Source organism: Microbacterium sp. NPDC006705, assembly GCF_044903545.1.
GTDB lineage: Bacteria > Actinomycetota > Actinomycetes > Actinomycetales > Microbacteriaceae > Microbacterium > Microbacterium plantarum.
In genome coordinates this window covers 124,674-148,250 of record NZ_JBJDQQ010000002.1, presented here as the reverse complement: position 1 = coordinate 148,250, position 23,577 = coordinate 124,674, and the positions used below count along the sequence as shown (strand labels likewise).

Here is a 23,577-nt window from a genome sequence, read left to right as displayed (position 1 = left end):
ACTCAGCGACGAGCGGCGTAGTGCTCCGCGAGGCGCGCGAGGCCCTCATCGATCGAGACGGTCGGCGCCCACTGCAGGTCGCGCCGGATGTCGGTCTGATCGAACCAGTGCGCGGTCGACAGCTGTTCGGCGAGGAAGCGCGTCATCGGCGGCTCGTCGGCGCCGGGACGCACCTCCCAGACCTTCTCCACGGCGGCTCCCGCCGCGCGCGCGACGGCAGCCGGTAGGCGCAGCTTCGGCTCGGGGGCTCCCGCCGCGCGGCAGATGCCGGCCATCAGGTCGCCCACGGGCCGCGGTTCGCCGTTGGTGAGCACGTAGGCGCGACCGCCGACGGCATCCGCCCGGTGCAGCGCCGCGACGATGCCGGAGGCGGCGTTATCGACGTACGTGGTGTCGATCAGCGCCGTGCCGCCGTTGAGGAGGGGCAGGGTGCGCCGCCGCGCGCGAGCGACGATGCGCTCGATGAGCTGCGGGTCGCCCGGCCCCCACACCAGGTGCGGCCGCACCGCGACGACGTGCATGGCTGCGCTGTCGCGGCTCAGCGCGATGAGCTCGGCCTCCGCCTTCGTGCGCGCGTATTCGCCGCGCGCGCGGACGGGGTCGGCCGGGTCGGCCCCCGCTCCCGCGAGCGCAGACCCGGCATGGGCGACCGATGGTGAGGAGACCTGGACGAAGCGCGCCACGCCGGCTGCCGCCGCGGCGTCGAGGAGGGTCGTCGTGCCGCCGACGTTGACGTCGTGGAACTCGCGCCGGTCACCGGCGAGCGACACCTTCGCGGCGAGGTGGACGACGGCATCGGCGCCCGCCACCGCATCCGACACGGTCGTCGTATCCGTGACGGATCCCCGGATGTCGTGCGCGCCGACGCCACCCGAGGGGCGACGCTGCAGGGTCCGCACCTCATGTCCGGCGGAGATCAGCTCGGCGACGACGGCGCGACCGAGAAATCCGGATGCACCGGTGGCGAGGACGATCACGGCGCGCTCGCCTTCGCGCCCGCGAGCACGCGCTCGGCCCATGCCGCCAAGCGCGACCGGTCGATCTTGGAGTTGTGACGGATGTCGGTCGGCAGTGCCGGGACGACGAGCGCCGCAGCGACGGGCGTGTCGGATGCCGTGCGGATGCGCTCGGCCAGATCCGACGGTGCGAGGCCCGGCCGACGCGCGCCGGGTGTCGTCTCGACGACCGCGACGCAGACCTGGCGGCCACGTGGTCCGACCCCGACGATCGCGGCACGGCGAACGTCGTCGATGCTCTCGATCTGCTGCTCGGGACCGACGGGCGTCACGGGGCCGTCGGCCGTGACGATGACGTGGGGGAGCCGCCCCTCGACCCAGAGCCTGCCTTCGCCGTCGAGGTGGCCGACATCGCCGGTGCGATGCCAGCGTCCCGGATGCGCCTGAGTGCCGCGTACGGCATCGCGGTCGGTAGCCCAGAGGCGGTGATATCCGCGCTTGAGGTGCGGTGCCGAGACGACGATCTCACCCGTCACGTGCGGCGTGTCGGACAGATCGCCCGTTGCGCGCCCATCGTCGTCGAGAGCCGAGATGCGCACCGTGCCCGATCCGATCGGCGTGCCGACGCAGACCCCGGCGTCGGGTGCCTGCTGTGCGCTCTCGAGCTCGTCGAGGGTGACGTCGGTGACGAGCAGGCACTCGGTCATGCCGTACGGCGTATGCGCCGCGGCGGCGGGCATGAGCTGGTGCGCCTGACGCAGGAGATCGATGCTCACCGGCGCGCCGGTCGAGAGGAACGTCCGGACCTGCGCGAGCGCTGCGCGATCGTCGGGAGTGAGCGCGCCGGCTGTGGCGCAGACGTTCGCGACGGCGGCGGGGGAGAGGAACACGATTCGCGCACGCGAGGCGCGCACGGCTTCGGCGACGGCGGAGGCCGTGAGGGTGCGCGGTGCCGAGACGTCCATGCGCGGCGTCGCCGAGCGCGTCCCGAGCGCGGGCCCGAGCAGCGCGAACGGAGCGAAGCCCGTGACCAGTCCGACGTCCGGGGTGACGTCGAAGTGCGCCCCCAGGGTGTCGCGCAGCGCGGCCAGTTGCGCGTGCGTATAGACGACGCCCTTCGCCGGTCCCGTCGAACCCGACGTGAAGAGGATGGCCGCCTCGTCGTGCGCGTCCGGGGGTGCCGGAACGGTGGCACGCGACCCGGAAGCCGCGATCTCGGCCAGACTCGCCTCGACGCCGAGCGCGCGCGCCGCCGGCGCCGGGAGGTTCGGCGCCGAGACGCGTCGGCCGGGCCATCCGAGTGCGCGGGCCGCTGCGAGGCCCGCCTGCTCGCCGATGACGAAAGCGGGCTCGGTGCCGCGAACGGCCCGCGAGAGTCCGCGGATGCCCAGCCCCCGGTCCGCGACGACCACGACGGCACCGATGCGAAGGCATGCGTAGAGCACGGCCGTCAGGGTCGGGCCGGGTTGGACCAGGAGCGAGACGCGGTCTCCGGGACGGATGCCGAACGCCGCGAATCCGGCGGCGAGCTGGTCGACGCGCTGCGCGAGTTCGTTCCAGCTGACATCGAGCGGTTCGCCGCCGACCCGACGGGTGAGGTCGACCACGGCGGTGTCACCGTCGTCGCGGCGGTCGTACAGTCGCTGCCAGATCGGAACGAACGGCTGAGCGTCGTCGTGCGCGTTCTCCTCCTCGGCGCGGACGCCGCGGTCGACGGGGTCGCCGTGGTCGCCGCCGGACAGGCCCCTGTCGTCGAGCCAGTCGAGCACCAGCTCTGCGTACGGTCGTTCCTCGGCGAGCATGTGACCGGCGCCTTCGAAACGGTGGACGTCGGCGTGCGGGAGGCGACGCGCGAGATCGTCGAGGTGGTGCTCGCCGAAGACGGGGTCGCGCGGTCCGCGCAGCAGCAGGGCGGGCACGGTGAGGTCGACGAGACCGCCCGCGAGCTCATCGAGCGCCGGCGTGCTCGGGTGGTCGGGAGTCGCGGGAATGTCGGCGACGAAAGCGCCGATGCCCCGGCGGAGCTCGCTCGACGCGTAGGGCGCCCGGTAGGCGGCGCGCACGTCGGGCGCGAGCGGGGGATCGGCCAGCGCGAGAGTCGTGTCGAGGAACGCGGTCGTCTTGACCGTCGTGGTGGCCAGCAGCGATCGGGCTCCCGCGACGCGCAGCGCCGAGGGCAGCGGCATCCCGGCCGGGTGGTGCACAGCCGTGTTGAGCACGGCGACGGCGTCGACCCGGTCACGATTGCGCACGGCCCACCCGAGAGAGACCGGGCCGCCCCAGTCGTGTCCGAGAGTGACGAGCGTGCCGGCGATGTCGAGATCGTCGATGATCGCACCGAGGTCGGCGATGCGCTGCGGCAGGCCTCTCGTCAGCGACGTCCGTTCGGAGTAGCCCATCTCGAGCTGGTCGACGGCGACGATCCGCCAGGCCGGCCCGCCGGCCCGTGCACGCTGCAGCGACGCAGCGACGAGCCCGCGCCAGAGATACGACCAGGTCGGGTTGCCGTGCACGGCGACGATCGTCCCGACGGGCGTGATGCCTTCGCGCGCGAGCAGCGGGGCGGTGTCGAGCAGGTGCCACCGGCGCTGCGACCCGGCGTCGGCGCCGACACCGGTGACGACGCGGGTCGTCGATACGTTGCTCTCTACTCCGGGCAGCTCCCGCGGCACCGAGGGGATCACCAGGCGAGCTCCAGCATGCTGGTGTTCAGGCCCGACCCGACCCCCATCAGCAGGACCCGGTCGCCACGCTGCAACGTCGACTTCTCCGCATCGAGGGTGATCGGGATGGACGCCGGTCCGACGTTGCCCAGGTGAGGGTAGGTCACCGGCACACGACGCCGGTCGAGACCGACCGCCTTAACGATCGCGTTGGTGTGCACGGACGAGACCTGATGCGTGATGTAGCGGTCGATCGTCGACCACGAAAAGGTCGACTGCGCTTCCTTCCACGCATCGACGACGAGCGCGAGCCCGCCTTTCAGGAGCGCTTTGGCGTCGGTGAACATCCCGTCGACGCTGCCGACGCACAGCTCGTGGAACTGCGTGGCCGCGCGGGTGACGCCACCGACGATCCGGTGCCCGCCGGGGTTCTCGCTCGCCCGCCCCAGCACGGCCGCGGCGGCGCCGGAGCCGAGCGTGAGCGACGCGAACTCGCTCATGAAGCCGTCGCGGCCGAGACCGCCGCGATTGAGTCGCTCGACGGTGTTGACCTGGATCTCGTCGGCATCCTCGCCGTTGACGATGATCGCGTAGTCGATCTGGCCCGATTGGATCATGCCCGACGCGAGGCTCATGCCGTTGATGAATCCGAGGCAGGCATTGGCCACGTCGAAGTTGATGGCCGAGGTGGGGAGGCCGAGCCCGTGGTGCAGCCGCACCGCGACCGACGGCTCGAGATGCTTGCGCGACACGGAGGTGTTGATGAGCAGTCCGATCTGGTCCGGGCGCACACCCGCCTCGTCGAGCGCTCGCCGACCGGCCTGGATCGTCGCGTCGTCGGACGACTCGCCCGCCGCCCAATTGCGTCGCTCGTTCACGCCCGCGACGCGTCGCAGCAGTCCGGGCTTGAGCTTCAGCTGACGCAGCACATCCGACAGCCGCTCCTCTATCGCGTCTGACGGGGTGATGCGGGAGGGGAGGACACTCGCCACCGAGAGGAGGGCGACGTCGTCGTAACGAGTGGTGGCGTTTCCGTGCAATGCGACTCCCGCGGTGTCTCCGGTGGCCAGCGGCTTCTGCCTCCGACCCGCGCTCGAGGCGCCTCCGGGCATCCCTCGATTTTACGTCTCGACTCATGCGGTCGGCTGCATGCGGATCGCTGTGCTACCGCGGCGCGCCCGTCGGAATGTCTGGCATACGAAGGGTGCGAGGGTGCCGGAGCGTGCGTTGGAAGGCCCGGATGAGGTCGACGGTCACGTCGAGCTCGAGGGCCATCGCATCCACGTGTCCGTCGTGGATGCTCTCGGCGCGCGCGTACTCGTCGACGGACACCAGCATCCGCGCCGCCCATTCGTCGGCTCTCGCCTCTTGCCGTTCGGCGTGGTGCGGGTCGCGAAGCGGCACGTCGCCGTGCACGGCGTGGGCGCACTCGTGCGCCAGGACCGACCGGTGGAGGCGTCGGGCCATTCCCGGCCGGAGTCGGACGACGCGGAGCCCGTGCTCGTACTCTCCGTCGCGGTCGGGAGGCAGGTCGGTGATGGTCAGGCGTACGCCGAGAAGATCGAGTGTGTCGAGAAGTTCGTCATCCGTCACCGTCGTCCCCTCCGCGGTCATCGTGTGGCGCTTTGGCCACCGCCCGCTCAGTATCGCGTGAGGTGCCGACATCGATGCGGGGGAGGGGAGACCCGTCGCGGGTCCGGCGAGACTGCCGGCCCGGCATGACGACGACCTGCGCGATGGGAATGCCGACCGCGCGGCAGACGGCGTCGAGTTGGTCGATCGTGAAGACCTTCTTGGCAGCGAGCACCCGCGACAATTGCGAGGCCGACATGCCCGCTTGGGCGGCGACGTCGGTCTGGCGCAGTCCGCGGCGTGCGATCTCGGTGGCGAGCAGACTCGCCACATGACGACTGAGCGGGCCGGCTTCCGGGGTCTTTCCTGAGGGCACGTGCCCAGTTTGGCGGAGTTGTCGGCATTCTGCCGCTCGGCTGCATCATCCGTCACACTCGTCCGCTCCGCGGTCGTTCTGCGGCGCCTTGGACACGGCGATGTCGACGGCTCCGCTGCCGGGCCACCGCCGCCGGCCGGGCATGACGACGACCTGCCCGATGGGGATGCCGACGGCGCGGCACACCGCGTCGAGCTGATCGATCGTGAAGACCTTCTTCGCGGCGAGGACGCGCGACAGCTGCGAGGCCGACATGCCGGCCTGGGCGGCGACATCGGTCTGACGCAGTCCGCGACGAGCGATCTCAGCGGCGAGCAGATTCGCGACATGACGGCTGAGCGAGCCGGGTTCCGGTGTTCTTCCTGTGGGCACGTGCCAAGTTTGGCTGGACTATTGCCATGTGGCAAGGGCGTCAATAGTGTTGCCATATGGCAGACGGCTTGCTAAGCGCTCGAGTGGCTCGGTCCATCCGCGCGGTTCTCGCGGATGAGCGGTTGACGCAGGAATGGCTGGCAGAGGCGAGCGGGATCCCGATGCGAACGCTCGCCCGCCGCTTGCACGTTCGGCAGCCATCGGCGATGTCGATCGAGGAGCTGGCGCGGATCTCGGCAGCGCTCGACGTCGACATCGCCGACCTCCTCGACGAGCGTCGTCTGTCGGCCCGCAGGCTCCGATCCCGCTCGCAGCCTCCGACCTGAGGGCGATTCAGGGCATCGGGCTCAGAAACGACTCGCCGTCGATCGACTTGCGGCGCCCGGAGTCGCGGTCTGCGGGCTTACCGCCGACATAGAGCCAGCCGAGTAGCTCTTCGCGCTTGCCGAGCTTGTGCGCCTTCGCGACCGCCTTGGATCGCGTCGCGCCGCCCGTGCGCCAGAACACGCCCCACCCGGCCTCGTCGAGAAGCAGGCTCAGCATGTGAGCGACGCCCGATGCCACGGCCTCCTGCTCCCACCGCGGGACCTTGCTCTTCTTGCTGTAGCTGGCGACGACCGCGATGAGCAGCGGGGCGCGCATCGGCTTCGTCGAGACACCGCGTTTGCCCTCGGCCTTGTTCAGCGCACGGCCCAGCCGCGTCCGCCCGTCGCCTCGGATCTCGATGAGCCGCCACGGACGCAACGACGAGTGGTCGGCGACCCGCCCCGCGGCCGAGACCAGTCGCACGAGCTCCTCGTGCGAGGGTGCTTCGTCGGTGACCTTCGACCACGACCGGCGTGCGCCGGCGGCCTCGAAGGCTCCGGTCACTTCTCCTGCTCGGGAGTGAACGACAGCGACAGCGAGTTCATGCAGTAGCGGTCTCCAGTGGGCGTGCCGAAACCGTCGGGGAAGACGTGCCCCAGGTGCGAACCGCAGTTCGCGCAGCGCACTTCCGTGCGCACCATGCCGTGCGAGCGGTCCTCGATCAGCTCGACGGCCTCGGGGCGCACCGACTCGTAGAAGCTCGGCCAACCGCAGTGCGAGTCGAACTTCGTTCCGCTCTGGAACAGCTCGGCGCCGCAGGCGGCGCAGGTGTACAGGCCCGCGCGGCTCTCGTCGAGCAGCTCCCCGGTCCACGCGCGCTCGGTGCCGGCCTGCCGCAGCACCGCGTACTGCTCAGGGGTGAGCTCCTCGCGCCACTGCTCGTCGGTCTTGTTCACGGAATAGGTCATGTCTGCTCCTTCGCCTCGTCCTATTCAACTCGACGTTGCGGGTCGATGTTCCCTGAGAATGGCTTCATGTCCGACGAGTTCGCCGCCGTGATCGAGCGCTACCGACGCTTCGCCGTCTACGAGGCACCCGGGCGATCGGATCTCTACGCGGCATGGGCGCGGCGCGTCGTCGAAGACCGCGACCTGCAGCAGGTGCTGTCGCGGCTTCCCGCGAACCGGCGCCAGCCGCCGCTCGTGTTCGCGGTCTGCCGCCTGCTCGGTTCCGGCGACGTGGATTCGTCGTCGTGGGCATCGTGGGTGCTCGATCATGCCGACGCCGTCGTCTCGGAGACCCTCGTCCGCTCGGTGCAGACGAACGAGCCGCTCCGCTGCGCGGCGCTTCTTCCGACGCTGTCGCGCGTCTCGGGGCCTATCGCGCTGCTCGAGATCGGAGCGAGTGCCGGGTTGTGCCTGTATCCCGACCGCTACTCGTATCGGTACCGGGGTGACGACCGCGAGACGCGCCTCGACCCGCCCGCGGGGGCAGCCGTGGTCGAGCTGCCGAGCGAGGTGAGGGGGGTGCGGATGCCGCGCGTGCGGCATCCCGAGATCGTCTGGCGCGCCGGCATCGATCTCGCCCCGTTGGACGTGCGCGATCCCCGCGACGTCGACTGGCTGACGCGCCTGGTGTGGCCGGGCGAGAGCGGGCGGGCGGAGCGCATCCGAGCGGCGGCGGCTGTCGCGGCATCCGACCCGCCCCTTCTGTTCGCCGGCGACGCGTACGACCTTCTTCCGGACGTGGCAGCGCTCGCCCCGGCCGACGCGACGCTCGTGATCACCACGCCCGGGGTGCTCGTGCACATCCCGCGGGAACGACGCGCGGGCGTGGTCACGCGTGCGCGCGGACTGGGGCGCTGGCTGACGATCGACGAGCCCGCCACCCATGACGGCTGGGCAGGCGGTGCTCCCTCCGGCTGGCGCGACGGCTTCGCGGTCGCCCTCGACGGGGAGATCGACGCTGCGGCCGACCCGCTCGGGCGATGGTGGGAGTGGCGTCCCGGCTCCGAGCGCGCGCGGTCGTAGCGTGGAGACGTGGCACTTTCCGAACGCGACCGCTCGATCCTCGATTTCGAGGCGCGTTGGGGTGCTCACAGCGGCGCGAAAGAAGAGGCCGTTCGCGAAGAGCTCTCGCTGAGCCCTGCGCGGTACTACCAGCTGCTCGGGCGGATCATCGAGTCGGTCGACGCGGTGTCGCACGACCCCCTGCTCGTGCACCGCCTGCGGCGCATGCGTGCGGCGGCCGAGCGCTCGCGCGCCGACCGCGCGGCCATGTGACGCGAAGCTTCGGCAGATAGCATTCCTCCGTGCCGACAACGACATACCCGAAAGACCGCTTCGACGAGCTGCCCGCCGACACCACCCGCGTCGGCGCCCACCGGGCCGAGAACCCCCGGCTGCGTGCCGGCGTGCTCCTGGTCTGGGCTGCCGTCGCGGTCCTCGTCCTGGTGGCGGCGGGCGTCCTCGGCACGATGATCGTCACCGGTCGCATCGGGCTGTTCCCGGCGGCGCCCACGGCGACGTCCGTGGTCGAGGCTCCCGTCGAGGCCGATCCGGTCGTCGACACCTCGTATCCCGTCCTGATCCTCAACGCGACGTCGGAGCGCGGACTGGCGACCGCCCTCCGCGACACCGTCGTCGGTGCCGGATGGAACTCGGATGTCGTCGACGCGGGTGACGCCAGCACTCATGACTTCGCGACGACCACGATCTTCTACGTCCATGCGGAGGACGAGGGTGCCGCGCGGGGCCTCGCCCAAGTGATCGGCGGAGCGGACGTGGAGATGAGCGAGGCCTATGCAGGCCCGGACGGCGCGGACGGGGAGCCCAGCAAGCAGCTCACCGTGGTCGTCGGCGAGGACCGCGCGGGCGGTGGCGGCGAGGGCTGACGACCGGGCGTGTTTCACGCTCGTGAAATTCTCGATGCGGCCGTGTCAACAGTGACCGGAAGCGCCGGATCCGGCGGAACGCCCTGCATACGATGACGCTGTCGCACAGCATCAGGAGATTCGCATGACACAGGGCACCGTCAAGTGGTTCAACGCCGAGAAGGGTTTCGGCTTCATCACCGTGAACGAAGGGCAGGACGTCTTCGTCCACTACTCCAACATCGAGATGAGCGGCTTCCGCGTGCTCGAAGAGGGGCAGGCGGTCGAGTTCACCGTGGGGACGGGGCAGAAGGGTCCGCAAGCGGAATCGGTGCGCGTCGTCGCCTGAATCGCAACACTCCACGGAGCGCACCGCCATCGCGGTGCGCTCCGTCGTTTCCCCGGGTCGCGTCACCGGCCACGCGGCTTGCACTCCCCATGGGCGAGTGCCAGAATGGCTTTAGCACTCACGTTCATCGAGTGCTAAAGACTGTTCTCCACCGTCCGGGAGGGACGACACACACATGGCAAAGATCATCGCTTTCGACGAGGAGGCCCGCCGCGGCCTCGAGCGCGGCCTGAACACGCTGGCCGACGCCGTCAAGGTGACGCTCGGCCCGCGCGGTCGCAACGTCGTGCTCGAAAAGAAGTGGGGCGCCCCCACCATCACGAACGATGGCGTCTCGATCGCCAAGGAGATCGAGCTCGACGACCCGTACGAGAAGATCGGTGCGGAGCTCGTCAAGGAGGTCGCCAAGAAGACCGACGACGTCGCCGGTGACGGAACGACCACCGCGACCGTCCTCGCTCAGGCGCTCGTCCGCGAAGGCCTGCGCAACGTCGCAGCCGGCGCCGACCCCATCTCGCTCAAGAAGGGCATCGAGAAGGCCGTCAAGGCCATCACCGACCAGCTCCTCGCTGACGCCAAGGAGGTCGAGTCGAAGGAGCAGATCGCTGCCACCGCTTCGATCTCGGCTGCTGACGCCTCGATCGGCGAGCTGATCGCCGAGGCCATCGACAAGGTCGGCAAGGAGGGCGTCGTCACCGTCGAGGAGTCGAACACCTTCGGCACCGAGCTCGAGCTCACCGAGGGCATGCGCTTCGACAAGGGTTACATCAACCCCTACTTCGTCACGGACCCGGAGCGCCAGGAGGCCGTCTTCGAGGACCCGTACATCCTCATCGCGAACCAGAAGATCTCGAACATCAAGGACCTTCTGCCCATCGTCGACAAGGTGATCCAGGAGGGCAAGGAGCTCCTCATCATCGCCGAGGACGTCGAGGGCGAGGCTCTCGCGACGCTGGTCCTCAACAAGATCCGCGGCATCTTCAAGTCGGCTGCCGTCAAGGCTCCCGGCTTCGGCGACCGTCGCAAGGCTCAGCTGCAGGACATCGCGATCCTCACCGGCGGCCAGGTCATCACCGAAGAGGTGGGCCTCAAGCTCGAGAACGCCACCGTCGACCTGCTCGGCCGTGCGCGCAAGGTCATCATCACGAAGGACGAGACCACGATCGTCGAGGGTGCCGGTGACTCGGCTCAGCTCGAGGGCCGCGTGACCCAGATCCGTCGCGAGATCGACAACACCGACAGTGACTACGACCGCGAGAAGCTCCAGGAGCGCCTCGCGAAGCTCGCCGGTGGCGTCGCCGTCATCAAGGCCGGAGCTGCGACCGAGGTCGAGCTCAAGGAGCGCAAGCACCGCATCGAGGACGCCGTCCGCAACGCCAAGGCAGCTGTGGAAGAGGGTGTCGTCGCCGGTGGTGGTGTCGCGCTCATTCAGGCCGGCAAGAACGCGTTCAGCGGTCTCGAGCTCTCGGGCGACGAGGCGACCGGTGCGAACATCGTCAAGGTCGCGATCGAGGCTCCGCTGAAGCAGATCGCTCTGAACGCCGGCCTTGAGCCGGGCGTCGTCGCCAACAAGGTGGCCGAGCTCGAGATCGGACACGGCCTGAACGCCGCGACCGGCGAGTACGGCAACTTGTTCGAGCAGGGCATCATCGACCCGGCCAAGGTGACGCGCTCCGCGCTGCAGAACGCCGCGTCGATCGCGGGCCTGTTCCTCACGACCGAGGCGGTCGTGGCGGACAAGCCGGAGAAGACCCCGGCTCCCGCGGGCGACCCCACGGGTGGCATGGACTTCTGATCCATCGCATACAGAACGGCCCCTCCTTCGGGAGGGGCCGTTCTGCGTTTCGGAGGGGCCTCAGCGGAACAGGCCCGCGGCCGCAGCCTCGGCCTGCAGGTACTGCTGGCCGGCGGCATCCAGTGCCGATCCGATGTCGCCGAGCGCAGCCTCCACCTCGCGCTGCGCCGCGCGCCACCTCTCGACGACGGCCTGGAAAGCGAGAGCGGCGCTGCCGGTCCACGAGCCCTGCAGTTGTGTCAGTTGTGCCATCATCGCGCCGGTGTCGCTCTCGAGGCGTTCCGAGGTGGCGCGGATGGCGGCGGTGGCGCTCGCCACGGCGTCGCTGTCGATCGAAAAGGTGGCCATGTCGCTCCTTGCGTCGTGTGCGGTGGATGCCGACACGCTAGGTCGCCGTCGACCCGCTGCGCTCGCGCGCGGATGCGATCGGGGAGAGGCCAGTGCCCGGTGCGGCGGGGGAGAAGCCGCCGCGACTCCGCTCAGCGCTCGTCGCGCAGACGCGGCAGCGGTTGGGTCTCGATCCAGAGATGCTCGGCGGCCTCGCGGCGATCGGCCAAGGGGAATGCGACCCGGAACGTGGCGCCGCCGCCCGGCGTGGCCTGGACGTCGATCGAACCGTGCAGCGCCTCCACGATCGAGGCGACGATGGACAGGCCGAGGCCCGAGCCGCCGGTCTCGCGCGTGCGCGACGTGTCGGCCCGCCAGAACCGCTGGAAGATCTTCTCGCGCAGGGGTTCGGGGATGCCTTCGCCGTGATCGATCACCGAGATCCATCCCATGCGGGCGTCGCGGTCCAGGCCCACGGCGATCTCGATCGGGGTGCCCTCCGGGCTGTAGCGCCGCGCGTTGCCGATGAGGTTGGCGACGACCTGGCGGATGCGGTTCTCGTCGCCGAGGACGACCGGTACGAGCGGCGGCTCGCTCGGCTGCAGCAGCGGCTTCGTGTCCGCGGTCGCGCCGGGTGACGTGTTCGCCGACGCGGCATCCGTCTTCCGGGACGCCGTGCCGGAGTCTCCCGAGCGTGCGCCCCGCTCGTCCTTCGGTCGCCGACGCAGGCGGGAGAGCGTCTGGCCGGTGCGGTTGCGGGCACCGCCCGAACGCTTCGTCGTCGCGCCGGTCCCCGTGTTCGTCGGCAGATCCACCGTGAGCGTCTCATCGGAGTACTCGATCACCGAGACATGGCGCTCGGGCGCCGCCGCTCGCGTGTCGAGCGCGGCGTCACGGGCGATGGGACGCAGGTCGACCGGCGTGATGACCAGGTCACGGCGTTCGTCGAGGCGCGCGAGGGCCAGGAGGTCTTCAACGAGGCCGCTCATCCGAACGGCCTCTTTCTCGATCCGCTCCATCGACTGCGCGGTGTGCTCGGCGTCGGTGATCGCGCCCATGCGGTACAGCTCCGCGTATCCGCGGACCGTCACGAGCGGTGTGCGCAGCTCGTGGCTGGCGTCGCCGATGAACCGCCGCATCTGCTGGACCGTGGCGTCGCGCTGGGCCAGGGCGGTGTCGATACGGTCGAGCATCGCGTTGATGGCGATCTTCAGCCGGCCGACCTCGGTACCGGGGGAGATGTCGCCCATGCGCTGGCTCAGATCGCCCGCCGCGATCGTCATCGCGGTCTCCTCGACCTGGCTGAGGCTGCGGAAGGTGAGGGTCACGAGCCAGCGGGTGCCGAGAGCGCCGGCCACGAGGATGAGGGCGGCGATCACGGTGTAGATGCTGATGAAGTTCGCGACGGTCTGTGTCACCGAGGTGAGCGGCAGCGCGACGAGCTGCGTATAGCTCTCACGCGACCCCTCGGGCTGGAGGACATCGACACTCGCGTGGAAGGTGCCGGTTCCCTGACGGGCGGCGAGCTCGAAAGGCTCGGTGCCCTTGACGACCGTGCGGTCGAGGGGGAACGAAGCGGGCAGATCGGGGCGGACCGACTCGGGTCCGCCCGCGACCGACAGCAGCTCGCCCTCGGCGCTGTAGATCGCGACGACGAAGGTGGTCGGCGCCGGTGACTCCTTCGCCTCGAAGAGCGCGATGCCGTCTTCGACGGTGACATCCATCACCGTGCTCGCCAGGTCGGTCGGGGCCAGCGAACGGAGGCTGCCGTCGAGCGCTGCGACTTGGGCGTTCCGGAGGAAGATCATCGTGCCGACGCCCGCGGCGATCAGACCCATCGCGAGCAACGTGACGATGACCCCGGTCACCTTCGTGCGCAGGCTGATGCCGCGCCACCATCGGGTGACGCCGTCGTTCGCGGAATCGCTCAGGCGTCTGCGCTCCCGCGGATCAGGCCGACTTGTCGGCCTTGAGCATGTATCCGAAGCCGCGCTTGGTCTGGATCAGCGGCTCGGACGAGTGCGGATCGATCTTGCGCCGCAGGTACGAGATGTAGCTCTCGACGATGCCGGCATCGCCGTTGAAGTCGTACTCCCAGACGTGGTCGAGGATCTGCGCCTTGCTCAGCACCCGGTTCGGATTGAGCATCAGGTAGCGCAGCAGCTTGAACTCGGTGGGCGAAAGGTCGATCGAGACGTCGCCGACCTGGACGTCGTGGGTGTCCTGATCCATCGTCAGCTCGCCGGCGCGGATGATCGACTCCTCGTCGGCCTGCATCGTGCGGCGGAGGATGGCCTGGATGCGGGCGACGATCTCGTCGAGACTGAACGGCTTCGTGACGTAGTCGTCGCCGCCGGCGTTGAGCCCCTCGATCTTGTCCTCGGTCTCGTCCTTGGCGGTGAGGAAGAGGATCGGCGCGGTGTAGCCCGCCCCGCGGAGCCGCTTGGTGACGCTGAAGCCGTTCATGTCGGGCAGCATCACATCGAGCACGATCAGATCGGGCTCCTCCTCGAGCACCGCCGAGATCGTCTGCGCGCCGTTGCCGACGGCGCGGACCTGGTATCCGGCGAACTTCAGCCCGGTGATCAGCAGGTCACGGATGTTCGGTTCGTCGTCCACGACGAGAATGCGCGGTGCTGTCATAGGCCCATACTTGCACCGGATCCCATCGGTTTGCTGGATATCGCGCCGCAGGGGGTCGACCTGGTAGGGGTCGCGAGAGGATGGAGGCATGCCGCGTCCGATCGATTCCGACCGTCTCGCATTCCATCGGCTCGTCTTCGCACGTCGTCGTTCGGGGTGGTGGACCCCGCTCGCGGTGGGCGCCGTCGGCATCGTCTTCTTCCTCGCCATGCTGCTCGTCGTCGCGCTCGCGGCGCTTCTCGTCGCGCTGTCGAGCGACGACGCGGCTCGGGCGCTGAACCGCGTGCTCGAGACCTCCGACTCCCTGGATGTCACGAACCCGCTGTCGCTGCTGGTCGGCCTCGGCGCGATCGCGCTGCTGCTGCCCGCGTACCTGCTCGCGTCGCTCCTCATCAACGGACGTCGTCTCGGGTTCGCCTCCGCCGTGTTCGGGCGGCTGCGCTGGCGGTGGCTGATCGTGTGCGTCGGGCTCGCCGCGGCCATGGCGGTCGTCGTCGCGATCGTCACCTCGCTGCTCCCGGCCGAGCAGGGCGGAGCATCGCTCACGCCCCCGGGCGCCACGCTGTGGCTGAGTCTGCTCGTGGTCATCCTCGTGGTGCCGGTCCAGGCCGCCGCAGAGGAGTACATCTTCCGCGGCTACCTGATGCAGTCGATCGGGCGGTGGCTGCGGCATCCGCTGTTCGCCATCCTGCTGCCGGTGCCCCTGTTCGTCATCGGACACCTCTACGACCCGGTCGGTCAGGCAGCCGTCGCGCTCTTCGCGATCGCCGCGGGCTGGCTCACGTGGCGCACCGGCGGACTCGAGGCCGCGATCGCGGTGCACATCGTGAACAACCTGCTGGCCTTCGTGACCGGGATCGTGGCGGGAACCGACCCGTCGGCGGCGGATGTCGGCTGGGTGAGCTTCGCCACCTCGGTGCTGCTGCTCGGGGGCTACTGCCTTGCCGTCGAGTACGTGCTGCGGCGGCGGCCGATCGCGCGCACGTACGGCCTTCCGCGGACCCAGCTGCCGCCGCCGATCCCCATGCCGACGCCTACGGCGACCGTGCCGCTTCCCGGCGAGCCGACGCCCGAGCTCACCAAGCCCTGACACGGCCGCCGTGGGGCGACCGGCTCAGGCCGCTTCGAGCTTCTCGGCGTCGAGGATCGTGTAGCTGTACCCCTGCTCGGCGAGGAAGCGCTGCCGGTTCTGCGCGAAGTCCTGGTCGACGGTGTCGCGCGCGATGAGCGTGTAGAAGCTCGCGGTGTGACCGTTGGACTTCGGACGCAGCAGGCGCCCGAGTCGCTGCGCCTCCTCCTGGCGCGAGCCGAACGATCCCGAGACCTGAATGGCGACGGAGGCGTCGGGGAGGTCGATCGAGAAGTTCGCGACCTTCGATACGATCAGCACCGGGATCTCGCCCGTTCGGAACGCCTCGTACAGCTCCTCGCGCTCGTCGACGGGCGTCGAACCCGTGATCTTCGGCGCTCCCAGCGCGTCGGACAGCACATCGATCTGATCGAGGTACTGGCCGATCACGAGGATCTGCTCGCCCGTGTGCTTCGCGACGAGGTCGCGGACGACCCCGATCTTCGCGTGCGCGGTGGCAGCCAGGCGGTACCGCTCGTCATCGGCCGAGGCCGCGTACTCGAGGCGGTCGGATGCCGGGAGGTCGACGCGCACCTCGTAGCAGACGGCGGGGGAGATGAAGCCCTGGGCCTCGATCTCCTTCCACGGCGCGTCGAAGCGCTTGGGGCCGATGAGGCTGAACACGTCGCCTTCGCGGCCGTCCTCCCGGACCAGGGTCGCGGTGAGGCCGAGCCGGCGTCGCGCCTGCAGGTCGGCGGTGAGCTTGAACACGGGGGCGGGCAGCAGGTGCACCTCGTCGTACACGACGAGACCCCAGTCGAGCGCGTCGAGGAGAGCGAGGTGGGCGTATTCGCCTTTCCGCTTCGCGGTGAGGATCTGGTAGGTCGCGATCGTGACCGGCTTGACCTCCTTCGACTGACCGGAGTACTCGCCGATCTCCTCCGGAGTCAGGCTCGTGCGCTTGAGCAGCTCGTTGCGCCACTGCCGCGCGCTGACGGTGTTGGTCACGAGGATGAGCGTGGTCGTCTTCGTGTCGGCCATCGCTGCGGCTCCGACGAGCGTCTTGCCGGCGCCGCAGGGGAGTACGACGACGCCTGAGCCGCCCTCGGTGAAGATGTCGACCGCCTTGCGCTGATAGGGGCGCAGGCTCCAGCCGTCTTCGTGCAGCTCGATCTCGTGCGGCGTGCCCGGCGTGAAGCCGGCGAGGTCTTCGGCGGGCCAGCCGATCTTCAGCAGCTCCTGCTTGATCTGGCCGCGGGCCCAGGCGTCGATGACATACGTGTCGGGCGTGGGGTTGCCCAGGAGCAGCGGCTGGATGCGCTTGTTGCGCGTGACCTCCGAGAGAACGGCCGCGTCGCTCGAGCGCAGGATCAGGGTGCCCTCGTCGTCGCGCTCGATGACCAGACGTCCGTAGCGCGTCACTGTCTCGCGGATGTCGGTCGACACCGACGGCGGCACGGGGAAGCGCGACCAGCGGTCGAGTGTGGCCAGCATGTCTTCGGCATCGTGCCCCGCGGCGCGTGCGTTCCACAGGCCCAGGCGCGTGATGCGATAGGTGTGGATGTGCTCGGGCGCCCGCTCGAGCTCGGCGAAGATCGCGAGCTCGTGCCGCGCATCCTCGGCGCTCGGGTGGGCGACTTCCAGCAGCACGGTGCGGTCGCTCTGGACGATCAGGGGGCCATCAGCCATAACGAGCAATCGTACCGGTGCTCAGCCCACGTCGGCCTGTGCGGAGGGCGCCTGCGATGCTCAGGTCAGCCGGGCGGAGACAATGCTCGACACCGGCAGAGTGCGTTCGACATCCGAGGCGCGGTCGCGTCCGCGCAGCCGGCCGCCGCCCAGCCCCGTCGCTTCGAGCACGAAGTCACGTGTCGAGCCGTCCGGCAGACGCACGCTCACCTCGATCACCGCGCGTGCTTTGACCGCCTGCTCGAGCTCGCGGCCCAGCCACGCGGCATCCGCGTCGTCGGAGGAATGGGCTCGACGCATTCGCTCGATGAGAGGCAAGAAGCGGGTGTCGTCGCTCCCCGCCGGTGCGTCGTCCGCCGGTGCGGCCAGTTTGGCGCGGTCGAGGATCCGTACCTCTCCGTTCTCGTCGACCGCGGCGACGGGGTAGCGAGCGTCGCTCAGCATCCAGAAGACAGCGTCGACCGAGCTGCGGCTGAGCAGCCGGTCGCCATCGCGCACGAGCCCGAGCGGTCGCAGCGCCTGATCGACGGCGAGCGTGTCGAGGGCACCCTGGTCGGATGCCGTGACCTGCGTTCGACCGGTGGGGTCGGAGCCCACGCGCAGTCGGCCGTGGCGGCCGGCCGCCCGTTCGAGCTCGTACGCCAGCGGCTGCGGCAGGCCGGTCAGCGAGATCGCGGCGAGGAACTCGGCGAGGGATGCCGGATCCTCTCCGGCCGCGAGCGCCGCTCCGATCGATTCGGCGGAGAACCGGTAGGTCGACGCCTGCGCGCGCGACTCGCGCCGCGCCGCCCGGCGCAGCCGCGCATCGATCGCGGGCTCGAGCGGCCCGGGCGCGATCGCCGTGAGGTCGTTCTGGAGGAAGATGCGGTCGACCTCGCCGGGCAGGTGCTCCTGCAGCGTCGTCCGGTCGACGTCGCCTCCGTTCGCGAGCGCCGTCGCCCAGGCTGCCGGGCGCCCCGATGCGTCGATGATCGCCCACAGCCGCCACTGCGCCGTCAGGCGGTCGGCGCGGGCGTACCACTGCGGGTCGAGCGGATAGGCGAGGTGCCACTGCGCCGGCGGCCGCCATCCGCCGTCCGTCGTCCGCAGAGCTGCCGGGAGCGCGTCGCGCAGGCGGCCGGCGGTGTCGGCCCAGCGATCGGCGGAGCCACGGAGCAACCAGGCGGTTCCCTCGGTCGTGACCCGCCACTCGCGGTCGACCGGACCGAGGAGCCCGGCGTCGAGACCGATCCCGATCACGAGGTCGGCTGTCTCGGCATCCGCCACCGCTCCTGCTTCGATCAGGCGGCGGCGGTCGGCGGCACCCAGGGTTCCCGCACCGGTGCGTCCGAGGGGCGACGGTTGCGTAAGCGACAGGACATCGGCGAGTGACGAGAGCGCGGTGAAGGCGCGTTCGGCCAGCTGCGCATCATCCTCCGGCGAGCCCGTCGTGATGAAACGGCCGGGGGCCTCGGGGCGGGGGATATCGCGCCACGCCGTAGCGGCACCGGCGTAGGGCATCCCGCCAGGAGAGACGAGCCCGAGATGCAGTAGAGCGTCCCGTGCCGGACCGGGCGGAACCGCATCGCCGGAGGCGACCGCGTCGTCCATGGCCTCGACGAGCGGCCGGGTGAGAAGCGGAGCGGCCTTGGCCACCGCCGCGGGATCGAGCAAGGCCTCGGCGGCATCGAAGAAATCGGCCCAGGCGGCGTCGGGCGAGACGCGGCGTCGACGGAGCAGGTCCGTCAGGACGTCGTCGTCGACCGTGGCGAGCCAGCTCGCGAGGGCACGGGCGTCGACGGGAGACACGTCACCGGCCCTTGTTGGCCCGGCTCCGTCGGATGAAGGTCATGATCAGCACCGTCAGCAGCAGGGCGAACGCGACGGGCGGCGCGATCCACACGATGGCGCTCACCGTGGGCCACGCTCCGGTGCCGAAGTCTGCCTGCTCCATGCCGGTCGCGGTGCCGATGATGATCGCGAAGAAACAGACGATCGCCAGAATCAGCAGCCCCAGCGACATGAACGCGAGGATGCGGTCGATACGGCGGACCGGAAGGTCGTCGCCCGTGCTGCGCGTGCTCATCCGCATCAGCGTAGCGGTTCGCAGTGGTGCCGTAGGCTGGTTACCGGGGCTGACACGGCCCCGGCATTCCGTTCTGCCCGCGAAACGCGGTCCGTGACAGCGAGGTACGCACATGCCCACCGGCAAGGTCAGGTTCTACGACGACGAGAAGGGGTTCGGCTTCATCTCCTCCGATGACGGCCAGGACGTCTTCCTGCACGCCACGGCACTCCCGGCGGGCACCGAGTCGCTCAAGCCCGGCACGCGCCTCGAGTTCGGTGTCGCTGATGGCAAGCGCGGTCTGCAGGCGCTGGCCGTCCGCGTGCTCGAGGCTCCCGTGAGCCTGAGCAAGCGCAACCGCAAGCCCGCGGACGACATGGCGATCATCGTCGAGGACCTCGTGAAGCTCCTCGACGGCATCGGCGCCGATCTCCGTCGCGGTCGCTACCCCAGCTCGGGTCACGGCAAGAAGATCGCCGCGGTGCTGCGCAAGGTCGCCGATGACCTCGACGCCTGAGCCCGCCGACACGTCGGCGACGGACGAGGTCGAAGTCATCGAGCCGGCGTCCGGCGAGGCCGCAGCGCCCCAAGATGCCGTAGCGTCCGAGCCGGTCGCGGTCGACGAGCGTTTGCTCGCCGCTCACGATCTCGCCCTGGCTGCGCTCGCCGAGATCACGCCCCCGTCGACCGTCGGCGATCCCGTCGACTACGTCGTCGAGGCCGACGGCGTCGTATCTCTGCGCTTCGCCAACCGTCTGGCCGGCTACCCCGGGTGGCTGTGGACGGTCAGCGTCGCCGTGGTCGAAGACGCCGAGCCGACGGTGCTCGAGGTCGAGCTGCTCCCGGCCGTCGGAGCGCTGCTCGCTCCCGAGTGGGTTCCGTGGGCTGTGCGGCTCGCGGACTACCAGGCCGCTCAGGCCGCCGCGGACGAGGACGATGACAGCGACGACGACGCGGACGATCTCGACGACGACGCGGCCGATCTCGATGATGACGCGGACGACCTCGACGACGACGCGGACGAGGACGACTTCGCGGACGGCAGCACAGCGGTCACCCACGCGGGCGACGTCGACGGGGTCGACATCGACGCGCTCGATTCCGGCGCTGCCGATGACGACGAAGACGACTCGGATGACGACGAGTTCGACGACGATGATGACGACTCGGACGAGGACGATGATTCGGACGAGAACGACGACTCCGACCATGACGAATCGCCCTGGGAGCGCTGACCGCTCGAACGGGAACGAAGAAGGGATGCCGCGCGGTGCGGCATCCCTTCTGTCGTCTCAGCGGCGTTACGCGCTCAGAGACGGTCGATCGTGTAGTCGATGCACTTGATCAGCTGGCGCACGTCGTCGGGCTCGATCGAGACGAACGTCGCGATGCGCAGCTGGTTGCGGCCCAGCTTGCGGTACGGCTCGGTGTCGACGATGCCGTTGCCGCGCAGGCTCTTGGCGACGGCAGCGGCATCGACGGTGTCGTCGAAGTCGATCGTCACCACGACGGGGGAGCGGTCGGCGGGATCGGCGACGAACGGCGTCGCGTGCTCGGACGCTTCGGCCCAGTCGTACAGCGCCGAAGAGGACTCTGCGGTGCGGTCAGCCGCCCACTGCAGGCCGCCGTTGCTGTGGATCCACTCGAGCTGCTTGTCGAGCAGATAGAGCGTCGCGACGGCGGGCGTGTTCAGTGTCTGGTTGAGTCGCGAGTTGTCGAGCGCGTTCTTCAGGCTCAGGAACTCGGGGATGTAGCGGCCCGACGCGGCGACCTGCTCGATCCGCTCGATCGCGGCGGGGGAGACCGCGGCGAACCATATGCCGCCATCCGAGCCGAGGTTCTTCTGCGGGGCGAAGTAGTAGACGTCGCACTGCGAGACCGAGAAGTCGATTCCGCCCGCCGCGCTCGTGGCATCGATGACGGTCAGCGCGCCTTCGTCGCCGACGACGCGGCGCACGGGGGCGGCGACACCGGTCGACGTCTCGTTGTGGGGCCAGGCGTACACGTCGACGCCCTCCACAGCCTCGGCCGAGATGCTCGAGCCGGGCTCCGCCTTGCGGATGTTGGGAGCCTGGAGCCAGGGCGCGGATGCGGCCGCGCCGAACTTGCCGCCGAACTCGCCGAAGACGAGGTTCTGGCTGCGGTTCTCGATGAGGCCGAATGCCGCGGCATCCCAGAACGCGGTCGATCCGCCGTTGCCGAGGATGATCTCGTATCCGTTGGGCAGCCGCAGCAGATCGGACAGGCCGGAGCGGACCTGGCCGACGAGGCTCTTCACCGGCGATTGGCGGTGCGACGTGCCGAGCAGGATCGAGCCGGGACCCGACAGGGCGGCGACCTGCTCGGGGCGGATCTTGGCGGGACCGCAGCCGAAGCGGCCGTCGCGGGGAAGGATGTCTCGGGGCAGGGTGACGTGCGCCATGAGCCGATTCTAGGGGCGGCGTCCGGGCCCGCCGTGCCATGAGCAGGAGGTAAGGGCAGCCTCGCATGTCCTCACCAGCGGATAGGCTGGGATCCTCCCGACCACGCGCACGACAAGGGCTGTGATGACCGATCTCATCGACACGACAGAGATGTATCTGCGTACCATCCTCGAACTCGAGGAAGAGGCGATCGTCCCCCTGCGTGCACGCATCTCCGAGCGCCTCGGGCACTCCGGCCCCACCGTCTCGCAGACGGTCGGCCGCATGGAGCGCGACGGACTCGTCGTCGTGTCGGAAGACCGCTCGCTCGAGCTGACCGACAGCGGTCGGCAGAAGGCGGTCGACGTCATGCGCAAGCACCGTCTCGCCGAGCGCCTGCTCAGTGATGTCATCGGACTCGACTGGGCCTATGTCCACGAAGAGGCCTGCCGCTGGGAGCACGTGATGAGCGAGCTCGTCGAGCGTCGCCTCATCGAGCTGCTCGGTCACCCCACGGAATCGCCCTACGGCAACCCGATCCCCGGTCTCGACCAGCTCGGGGATGTGCCTGCGCGCACCTTCGACGACGGTGTGGTGGGCCTCGTGCGTCTGCTGAACGAGGCCGGCGGGCCGATCGAGGGCACCGTGCGACGGCTCGCCGAGCCGGCCCAGGTCGACCCCGAACTGCTGCAGCAGCTGCGGGCGGCGGGCGTCGTCCCCGGCCGTGAGGGCACGTTCCAGTTCTCGGAGGGGTACGTCCTCGTTCAGATGGACGGTGTCGACGAGGGGCTCGAGCTGCCCGTCGAGGTCGCGTCGCACATCTTCCTCACGCGTCGCGACTGAGTCCGCGAGCGTTTGGCCACCGGACCTGAGCGTCCGGTGGGGAAGGGAACGACAGCGTGACTTATTCGTTACCTTCCGGTAGCCTCGAGAAGTCTTCAGGCGAGAAGCCCGCCCGAGACCGCTGCATGGATTGCCTCTTCGGCTCGTCGTCCACGCGGTGACACCCGAATGTCGCGTGGACCTACACGCGCAGTGTCGACGAGCCAGCGCAGACCATCGCGCAGAGGCGCCGGAGGACTGATTTGGCTGAACACAACGATTCGTCGGTAGACGTACCCGAGGTCGACGCGACGAATCCCGAACGCTCTGGTCGCGCCCTGCGTGGCCGCCGCTTCCCGATGGCGAAGAAGCAGAAGCGGGACGTCGCGACCATCGAGAACCGCGCTTCCCGCCGGAGCCGTCGCCGGGTCCACCCCGTTCGCAGCACCTTCACCGTCGCTGCCGTGGTCGGCCTTGTCGCCACCGTCGCCATCCCGGCCTTCGCCGCCGTGCGCGGTACGTCGGCCGACGCGATGACGCTGCAGCAGGTCGCCGCCAACAACGCGCAGTCGATCGTCGTCGCGTCCGAGGTCGGACCCGCGTCTCTCGACCGCAGTGGCTTCACGGCGACCACGCCCGAAGAGATCAAGAAGAAGAAGGACGAGGAGGCCGCCGCCAAGGCAGCCGCCGAGGCCCTCGCGAACCGCATCTCCGCGAGCAGCTCGACCGCCTCGTCGTCGACGTCGTACAGCCAGTCGATCCCGCTCGTCGCGCCGGGTTCCGGTCTCGTGCGTCGTCCGCTGATGTCGTTCAACAACTTCGGCACCCCGTACGCCGGTCACCGCGGCACCGACTACATGGCCGACCGTGGCACGCCGATCTACTCGGTCGCCGACGGCACGGTCGTCGCCTCGAGCGAGAGCGGTCCGGGCTGGGGCGTGTACGTCAAGGTCGCGCACAACATCAACGGCACGAACGTCACGAGCCTCTATGCGCACATGGACTGGGGCACCCGCGCGGTGCAGGTCGGCGACACCGTCTCGGCGGGACAGCTGCTCGGCCAGGTCGGCGATACGGGCCGCGCGTTCGGAACGCACCTGCATCTCGAGATCGTGGTCGACGGCGCGTACATGAACGCCGAGTCGTGGCTCGTCGCGAACGCGGGCTGACGACACGCATCATCCGTTCATCTCCCGTCGACCTTCCTGGGTCGAGGGTGTATTACCCTGAACGCGACGCTCGCGCACGCCGAGGGGGAGCTGATGGGACCAGTACCGGGCATTCGAACCGTGAATGCGATCGGTCGCTACGTCCTGCGGC

Annotated in this window: 26 protein-coding genes; 11 read left to right on the top strand and 15 right to left on the bottom strand. The window is 69.7% G+C overall.

Annotated elements, in window-relative coordinates:
• Window positions 1–2: 2 nt before the first annotated feature.
• The 6 genes from ACI2K6_RS11265 to ACI2K6_RS11240 form a co-directional block, all read right to left on the bottom strand.
• Window positions 3–977 (bottom strand): NAD(P)-dependent oxidoreductase, encoded by a 975-nt coding sequence (locus ACI2K6_RS11265; protein WP_282501159.1) that lies wholly within the window; start codon window positions 975–977, stop codon window positions 3–5.
• Window positions 974–3,628, bottom strand: a complete 2,655-nt coding sequence (locus ACI2K6_RS11260) for an alpha/beta fold hydrolase (protein WP_323986046.1) — start codon at window positions 3,626–3,628, stop codon at window positions 974–976. The genes ACI2K6_RS11265 and ACI2K6_RS11260 overlap by 4 nt, the downstream gene beginning before the upstream one ends.
• Window positions 3,629–3,636: 8 nt before the next feature.
• Window positions 3,637–4,659, bottom strand: a complete 1,023-nt coding sequence (locus tag ACI2K6_RS11255) for a 3-oxoacyl-ACP synthase III (protein WP_240309742.1) — start codon at window positions 4,657–4,659, stop codon at window positions 3,637–3,639.
• Window positions 4,660–4,783: 124 nt separating this feature from the next.
• Window positions 4,784–5,212: an ImmA/IrrE family metallo-endopeptidase gene (locus ACI2K6_RS11250; protein WP_282501157.1), complete on the bottom strand. Its 429-nt coding sequence runs from the start codon at window positions 5,210–5,212 to the stop codon at window positions 4,784–4,786.
• Entirely contained in the window at window positions 5,202–5,567 is a 366-nt protein-coding gene (locus ACI2K6_RS11245) for a helix-turn-helix domain-containing protein (RefSeq protein WP_404568657.1), read from the bottom strand. Before ACI2K6_RS11245 ends, ACI2K6_RS11250 begins: the two co-directional genes overlap by 11 nt.
• 45 nt (window positions 5,568–5,612) lie before the next feature.
• Window positions 5,613–5,939 (bottom strand): helix-turn-helix domain-containing protein, encoded by a 327-nt coding sequence (locus ACI2K6_RS11240; RefSeq protein ID WP_282501155.1) that lies wholly within the window; start codon window positions 5,937–5,939, stop codon window positions 5,613–5,615.
• A 56-nt stretch (window positions 5,940–5,995) separates the two neighbouring features.
• On the opposite strand from ACI2K6_RS11240, the gene ACI2K6_RS11235 reads away from it, so the two are divergent.
• Window positions 5,996–6,265 carry a helix-turn-helix transcriptional regulator gene (locus ACI2K6_RS11235; protein WP_112617105.1) on the top strand — a complete coding sequence of 90 codons (270 nt, stop codon included), beginning with the start codon at window positions 5,996–5,998 and terminating at the stop codon, window positions 6,263–6,265.
• A gap of 7 nt (window positions 6,266–6,272) precedes the next feature.
• Here the strand turns inward: ACI2K6_RS11235 and ACI2K6_RS11230 are convergent, their stop codons facing one another.
• Together ACI2K6_RS11230 and msrB are read right to left on the bottom strand one after the other, a co-directional pair.
• Window positions 6,273–6,809, bottom strand: a complete 537-nt coding sequence (locus ACI2K6_RS11230) for a nitroreductase family protein (RefSeq protein WP_282501154.1) — start codon at window positions 6,807–6,809, stop codon at window positions 6,273–6,275.
• Window positions 6,806–7,213, bottom strand: a complete 408-nt coding sequence (msrB, locus tag ACI2K6_RS11225; protein WP_023954808.1) for a peptide-methionine (R)-S-oxide reductase MsrB — start codon at window positions 7,211–7,213, stop codon at window positions 6,806–6,808. The genes ACI2K6_RS11230 and msrB overlap by 4 nt, the downstream gene beginning before the upstream one ends.
• Window positions 7,214–7,279: 66 nt before the next feature.
• Here msrB and ACI2K6_RS11220 point away from each other — a divergent pair, with 66 nt between their 5' ends.
• From ACI2K6_RS11220 to groL, 5 genes are all read left to right on the top strand, one after another.
• Window positions 7,280–8,275: a DUF2332 domain-containing protein gene (locus tag ACI2K6_RS11220; RefSeq protein WP_282501152.1), complete on the top strand. Its 996-nt coding sequence runs from the start codon at window positions 7,280–7,282 to the stop codon at window positions 8,273–8,275.
• 9 nt (window positions 8,276–8,284) lie between these two features.
• The gene (locus ACI2K6_RS11215; RefSeq protein WP_112617103.1) at window positions 8,285–8,527 is read left to right on the top strand and encodes a DUF3263 domain-containing protein; all 243 of its coding nucleotides are present in this window, start codon (window positions 8,285–8,287) and stop codon (window positions 8,525–8,527) included.
• 29 nt (window positions 8,528–8,556) lie between these two features.
• A complete protein-coding gene (locus ACI2K6_RS11210; RefSeq protein WP_112617102.1) occupies window positions 8,557–9,138 on the top strand; it encodes a LytR C-terminal domain-containing protein in 582 nt (193 codons plus the stop codon).
• A 124-nt stretch (window positions 9,139–9,262) separates the two neighbouring features.
• Window positions 9,263–9,466 (top strand): cold-shock protein, encoded by a 204-nt coding sequence (locus ACI2K6_RS11205; protein WP_023954799.1) that lies wholly within the window; start codon window positions 9,263–9,265, stop codon window positions 9,464–9,466.
• A 175-nt stretch (window positions 9,467–9,641) separates the two neighbouring features.
• On the top strand, window positions 9,642–11,261 hold the full coding sequence (gene groL, locus ACI2K6_RS11200; protein WP_112617101.1) for a chaperonin GroEL: 1,620 nt from the start codon (window positions 9,642–9,644) through the stop codon (window positions 11,259–11,261).
• A 60-nt stretch (window positions 11,262–11,321) separates the two neighbouring features.
• Here groL and ACI2K6_RS11195 read toward each other — a convergent pair whose 3' ends face one another.
• From ACI2K6_RS11195 to ACI2K6_RS11185, 3 genes are all read right to left on the bottom strand, one after another.
• Window positions 11,322–11,609 carry a WXG100 family type VII secretion target gene (locus ACI2K6_RS11195; protein WP_282501150.1) on the bottom strand — a complete coding sequence of 96 codons (288 nt, stop codon included), beginning with the start codon at window positions 11,607–11,609 and terminating at the stop codon, window positions 11,322–11,324.
• A gap of 131 nt (window positions 11,610–11,740) precedes the next feature.
• Window positions 11,741–13,396 carry a sensor histidine kinase gene (locus ACI2K6_RS11190; RefSeq protein ID WP_404568854.1) on the bottom strand — a complete coding sequence of 552 codons (1,656 nt, stop codon included), beginning with the start codon at window positions 13,394–13,396 and terminating at the stop codon, window positions 11,741–11,743.
• A 142-nt stretch (window positions 13,397–13,538) separates the two neighbouring features.
• On the bottom strand, window positions 13,539–14,231 hold the full coding sequence (locus tag ACI2K6_RS11185) for a response regulator transcription factor (protein ID WP_023954791.1): 693 nt from the start codon (window positions 14,229–14,231) through the stop codon (window positions 13,539–13,541).
• Window positions 14,232–14,319: 88 nt separating this feature from the next.
• Here ACI2K6_RS11185 and ACI2K6_RS11180 point away from each other — a divergent pair, with 88 nt between their 5' ends.
• Window positions 14,320–15,321, top strand: a complete 1,002-nt coding sequence (locus tag ACI2K6_RS11180; protein WP_404568656.1) for a lysostaphin resistance A-like protein — start codon at window positions 14,320–14,322, stop codon at window positions 15,319–15,321.
• A gap of 24 nt (window positions 15,322–15,345) precedes the next feature.
• Here ACI2K6_RS11180 and ACI2K6_RS11175 read toward each other — a convergent pair whose 3' ends face one another.
• The 3 genes from ACI2K6_RS11175 to ACI2K6_RS11165 are packed head-to-tail and all read right to left on the bottom strand — an operon-like array spanning window position 15,346 to window position 19,054.
• Entirely contained in the window at window positions 15,346–16,989 is a 1,644-nt protein-coding gene (locus ACI2K6_RS11175) for a DNA repair helicase XPB (protein WP_114588339.1), read from the bottom strand.
• A gap of 60 nt (window positions 16,990–17,049) precedes the next feature.
• On the bottom strand, window positions 17,050–18,777 hold the full coding sequence (locus tag ACI2K6_RS11170) for a helicase-associated domain-containing protein (RefSeq protein ID WP_282501146.1): 1,728 nt from the start codon (window positions 18,775–18,777) through the stop codon (window positions 17,050–17,052).
• 1 nt (window position 18,778) lies between these two features.
• Window positions 18,779–19,054 (bottom strand): multidrug ABC transporter ATPase, encoded by a 276-nt coding sequence (locus ACI2K6_RS11165; protein ID WP_269267569.1) that lies wholly within the window; start codon window positions 19,052–19,054, stop codon window positions 18,779–18,781.
• Window positions 19,055–19,166: 112 nt separating this feature from the next.
• Between ACI2K6_RS11165 and ACI2K6_RS11160 the strand changes: the two genes are divergently transcribed.
• On the top strand, window positions 19,167–19,550 hold the full coding sequence (locus tag ACI2K6_RS11160; RefSeq protein WP_023954781.1) for a cold-shock protein: 384 nt from the start codon (window positions 19,167–19,169) through the stop codon (window positions 19,548–19,550).
• Window positions 19,534–20,268, top strand: a complete 735-nt coding sequence (locus ACI2K6_RS11155; RefSeq protein WP_274178640.1) for a DUF3027 domain-containing protein — start codon at window positions 19,534–19,536, stop codon at window positions 20,266–20,268. Before ACI2K6_RS11160 ends, ACI2K6_RS11155 begins: the two co-directional genes overlap by 17 nt.
• A 74-nt stretch (window positions 20,269–20,342) precedes the next feature.
• Here the strand turns inward: ACI2K6_RS11155 and serC are convergent, their stop codons facing one another.
• Entirely contained in the window at window positions 20,343–21,455 is a 1,113-nt protein-coding gene (serC, locus tag ACI2K6_RS11150) for a phosphoserine transaminase (RefSeq protein ID WP_404568655.1), read from the bottom strand.
• Window positions 21,456–21,579: 124 nt separating this feature from the next.
• Between serC and ACI2K6_RS11145 the strand changes: the two genes are divergently transcribed.
• Window positions 21,580–22,278, top strand: coding sequence for a metal-dependent transcriptional regulator (locus ACI2K6_RS11145; protein WP_274178638.1), 699 nt, complete (start codon window positions 21,580–21,582; stop codon window positions 22,276–22,278).
• Window positions 22,279–22,520: 242 nt separating this feature from the next.
• Window positions 22,521–23,426 (top strand): M23 family metallopeptidase, encoded by a 906-nt coding sequence (locus tag ACI2K6_RS11140; RefSeq protein ID WP_112617091.1) that lies wholly within the window; start codon window positions 22,521–22,523, stop codon window positions 23,424–23,426.
• Window positions 23,427–23,577: the final 151 nt, after the last annotated feature.

Bases quoted from the DNA above. Each gene is read 5' to 3' on its own strand.
- ACI2K6_RS11195 (WP_282501150.1), bottom strand. From the start codon at position 11,609: ATGGCCACCTTTTCGATCGACAGCGACGCCGTGGCGAGCGCCACCGCC.
- ACI2K6_RS11205 (WP_023954799.1), top strand. From the start codon at position 9,263: ATGACACAGGGCACCGTCAAGTGGTTCAACGCCGAGAAGGGTTTCGGC.
- ACI2K6_RS11235 (WP_112617105.1), top strand. From the start codon at position 5,996: ATGGCAGACGGCTTGCTAAGCGCTCGAGTGGCTCGGTCCATCCGCGCG.
- ACI2K6_RS11190 (WP_404568854.1), bottom strand. From the start codon at position 13,396: ATGATCTTCCTCCGGAACGCCCAAGTCGCAGCGCTCGACGGCAGCCTC.
- ACI2K6_RS11155 (WP_274178640.1), top strand. From the start codon at position 19,534: ATGACCTCGACGCCTGAGCCCGCCGACACGTCGGCGACGGACGAGGTC.
- ACI2K6_RS11165 (WP_269267569.1), bottom strand. From the start codon at position 19,054: ATGAGCACGCGCAGCACGGGCGACGACCTTCCGGTCCGCCGTATCGAC.
- ACI2K6_RS11220 (WP_282501152.1), top strand. From the start codon at position 7,280: ATGTCCGACGAGTTCGCCGCCGTGATCGAGCGCTACCGACGCTTCGCC.
- msrB (WP_023954808.1), bottom strand. From the start codon at position 7,213: ATGACCTATTCCGTGAACAAGACCGACGAGCAGTGGCGCGAGGAGCTC.
- serC (WP_404568655.1), bottom strand. From the start codon at position 21,455: ATGGCGCACGTCACCCTGCCCCGAGACATCCTTCCCCGCGACGGCCGC.
- ACI2K6_RS11175 (WP_114588339.1), bottom strand. From the start codon at position 16,989: ATGGCTGATGGCCCCCTGATCGTCCAGAGCGACCGCACCGTGCTGCTG.
- ACI2K6_RS11160 (WP_023954781.1), top strand. From the start codon at position 19,167: ATGCCCACCGGCAAGGTCAGGTTCTACGACGACGAGAAGGGGTTCGGC.
- groL (WP_112617101.1), top strand. From the start codon at position 9,642: ATGGCAAAGATCATCGCTTTCGACGAGGAGGCCCGCCGCGGCCTCGAG.
- ACI2K6_RS11145 (WP_274178638.1), top strand. From the start codon at position 21,580: ATGACCGATCTCATCGACACGACAGAGATGTATCTGCGTACCATCCTC.
- ACI2K6_RS11180 (WP_404568656.1), top strand. From the start codon at position 14,320: ATGCCGCGTCCGATCGATTCCGACCGTCTCGCATTCCATCGGCTCGTC.
- ACI2K6_RS11185 (WP_023954791.1), bottom strand. From the start codon at position 14,231: ATGACAGCACCGCGCATTCTCGTCGTGGACGACGAACCGAACATCCGT.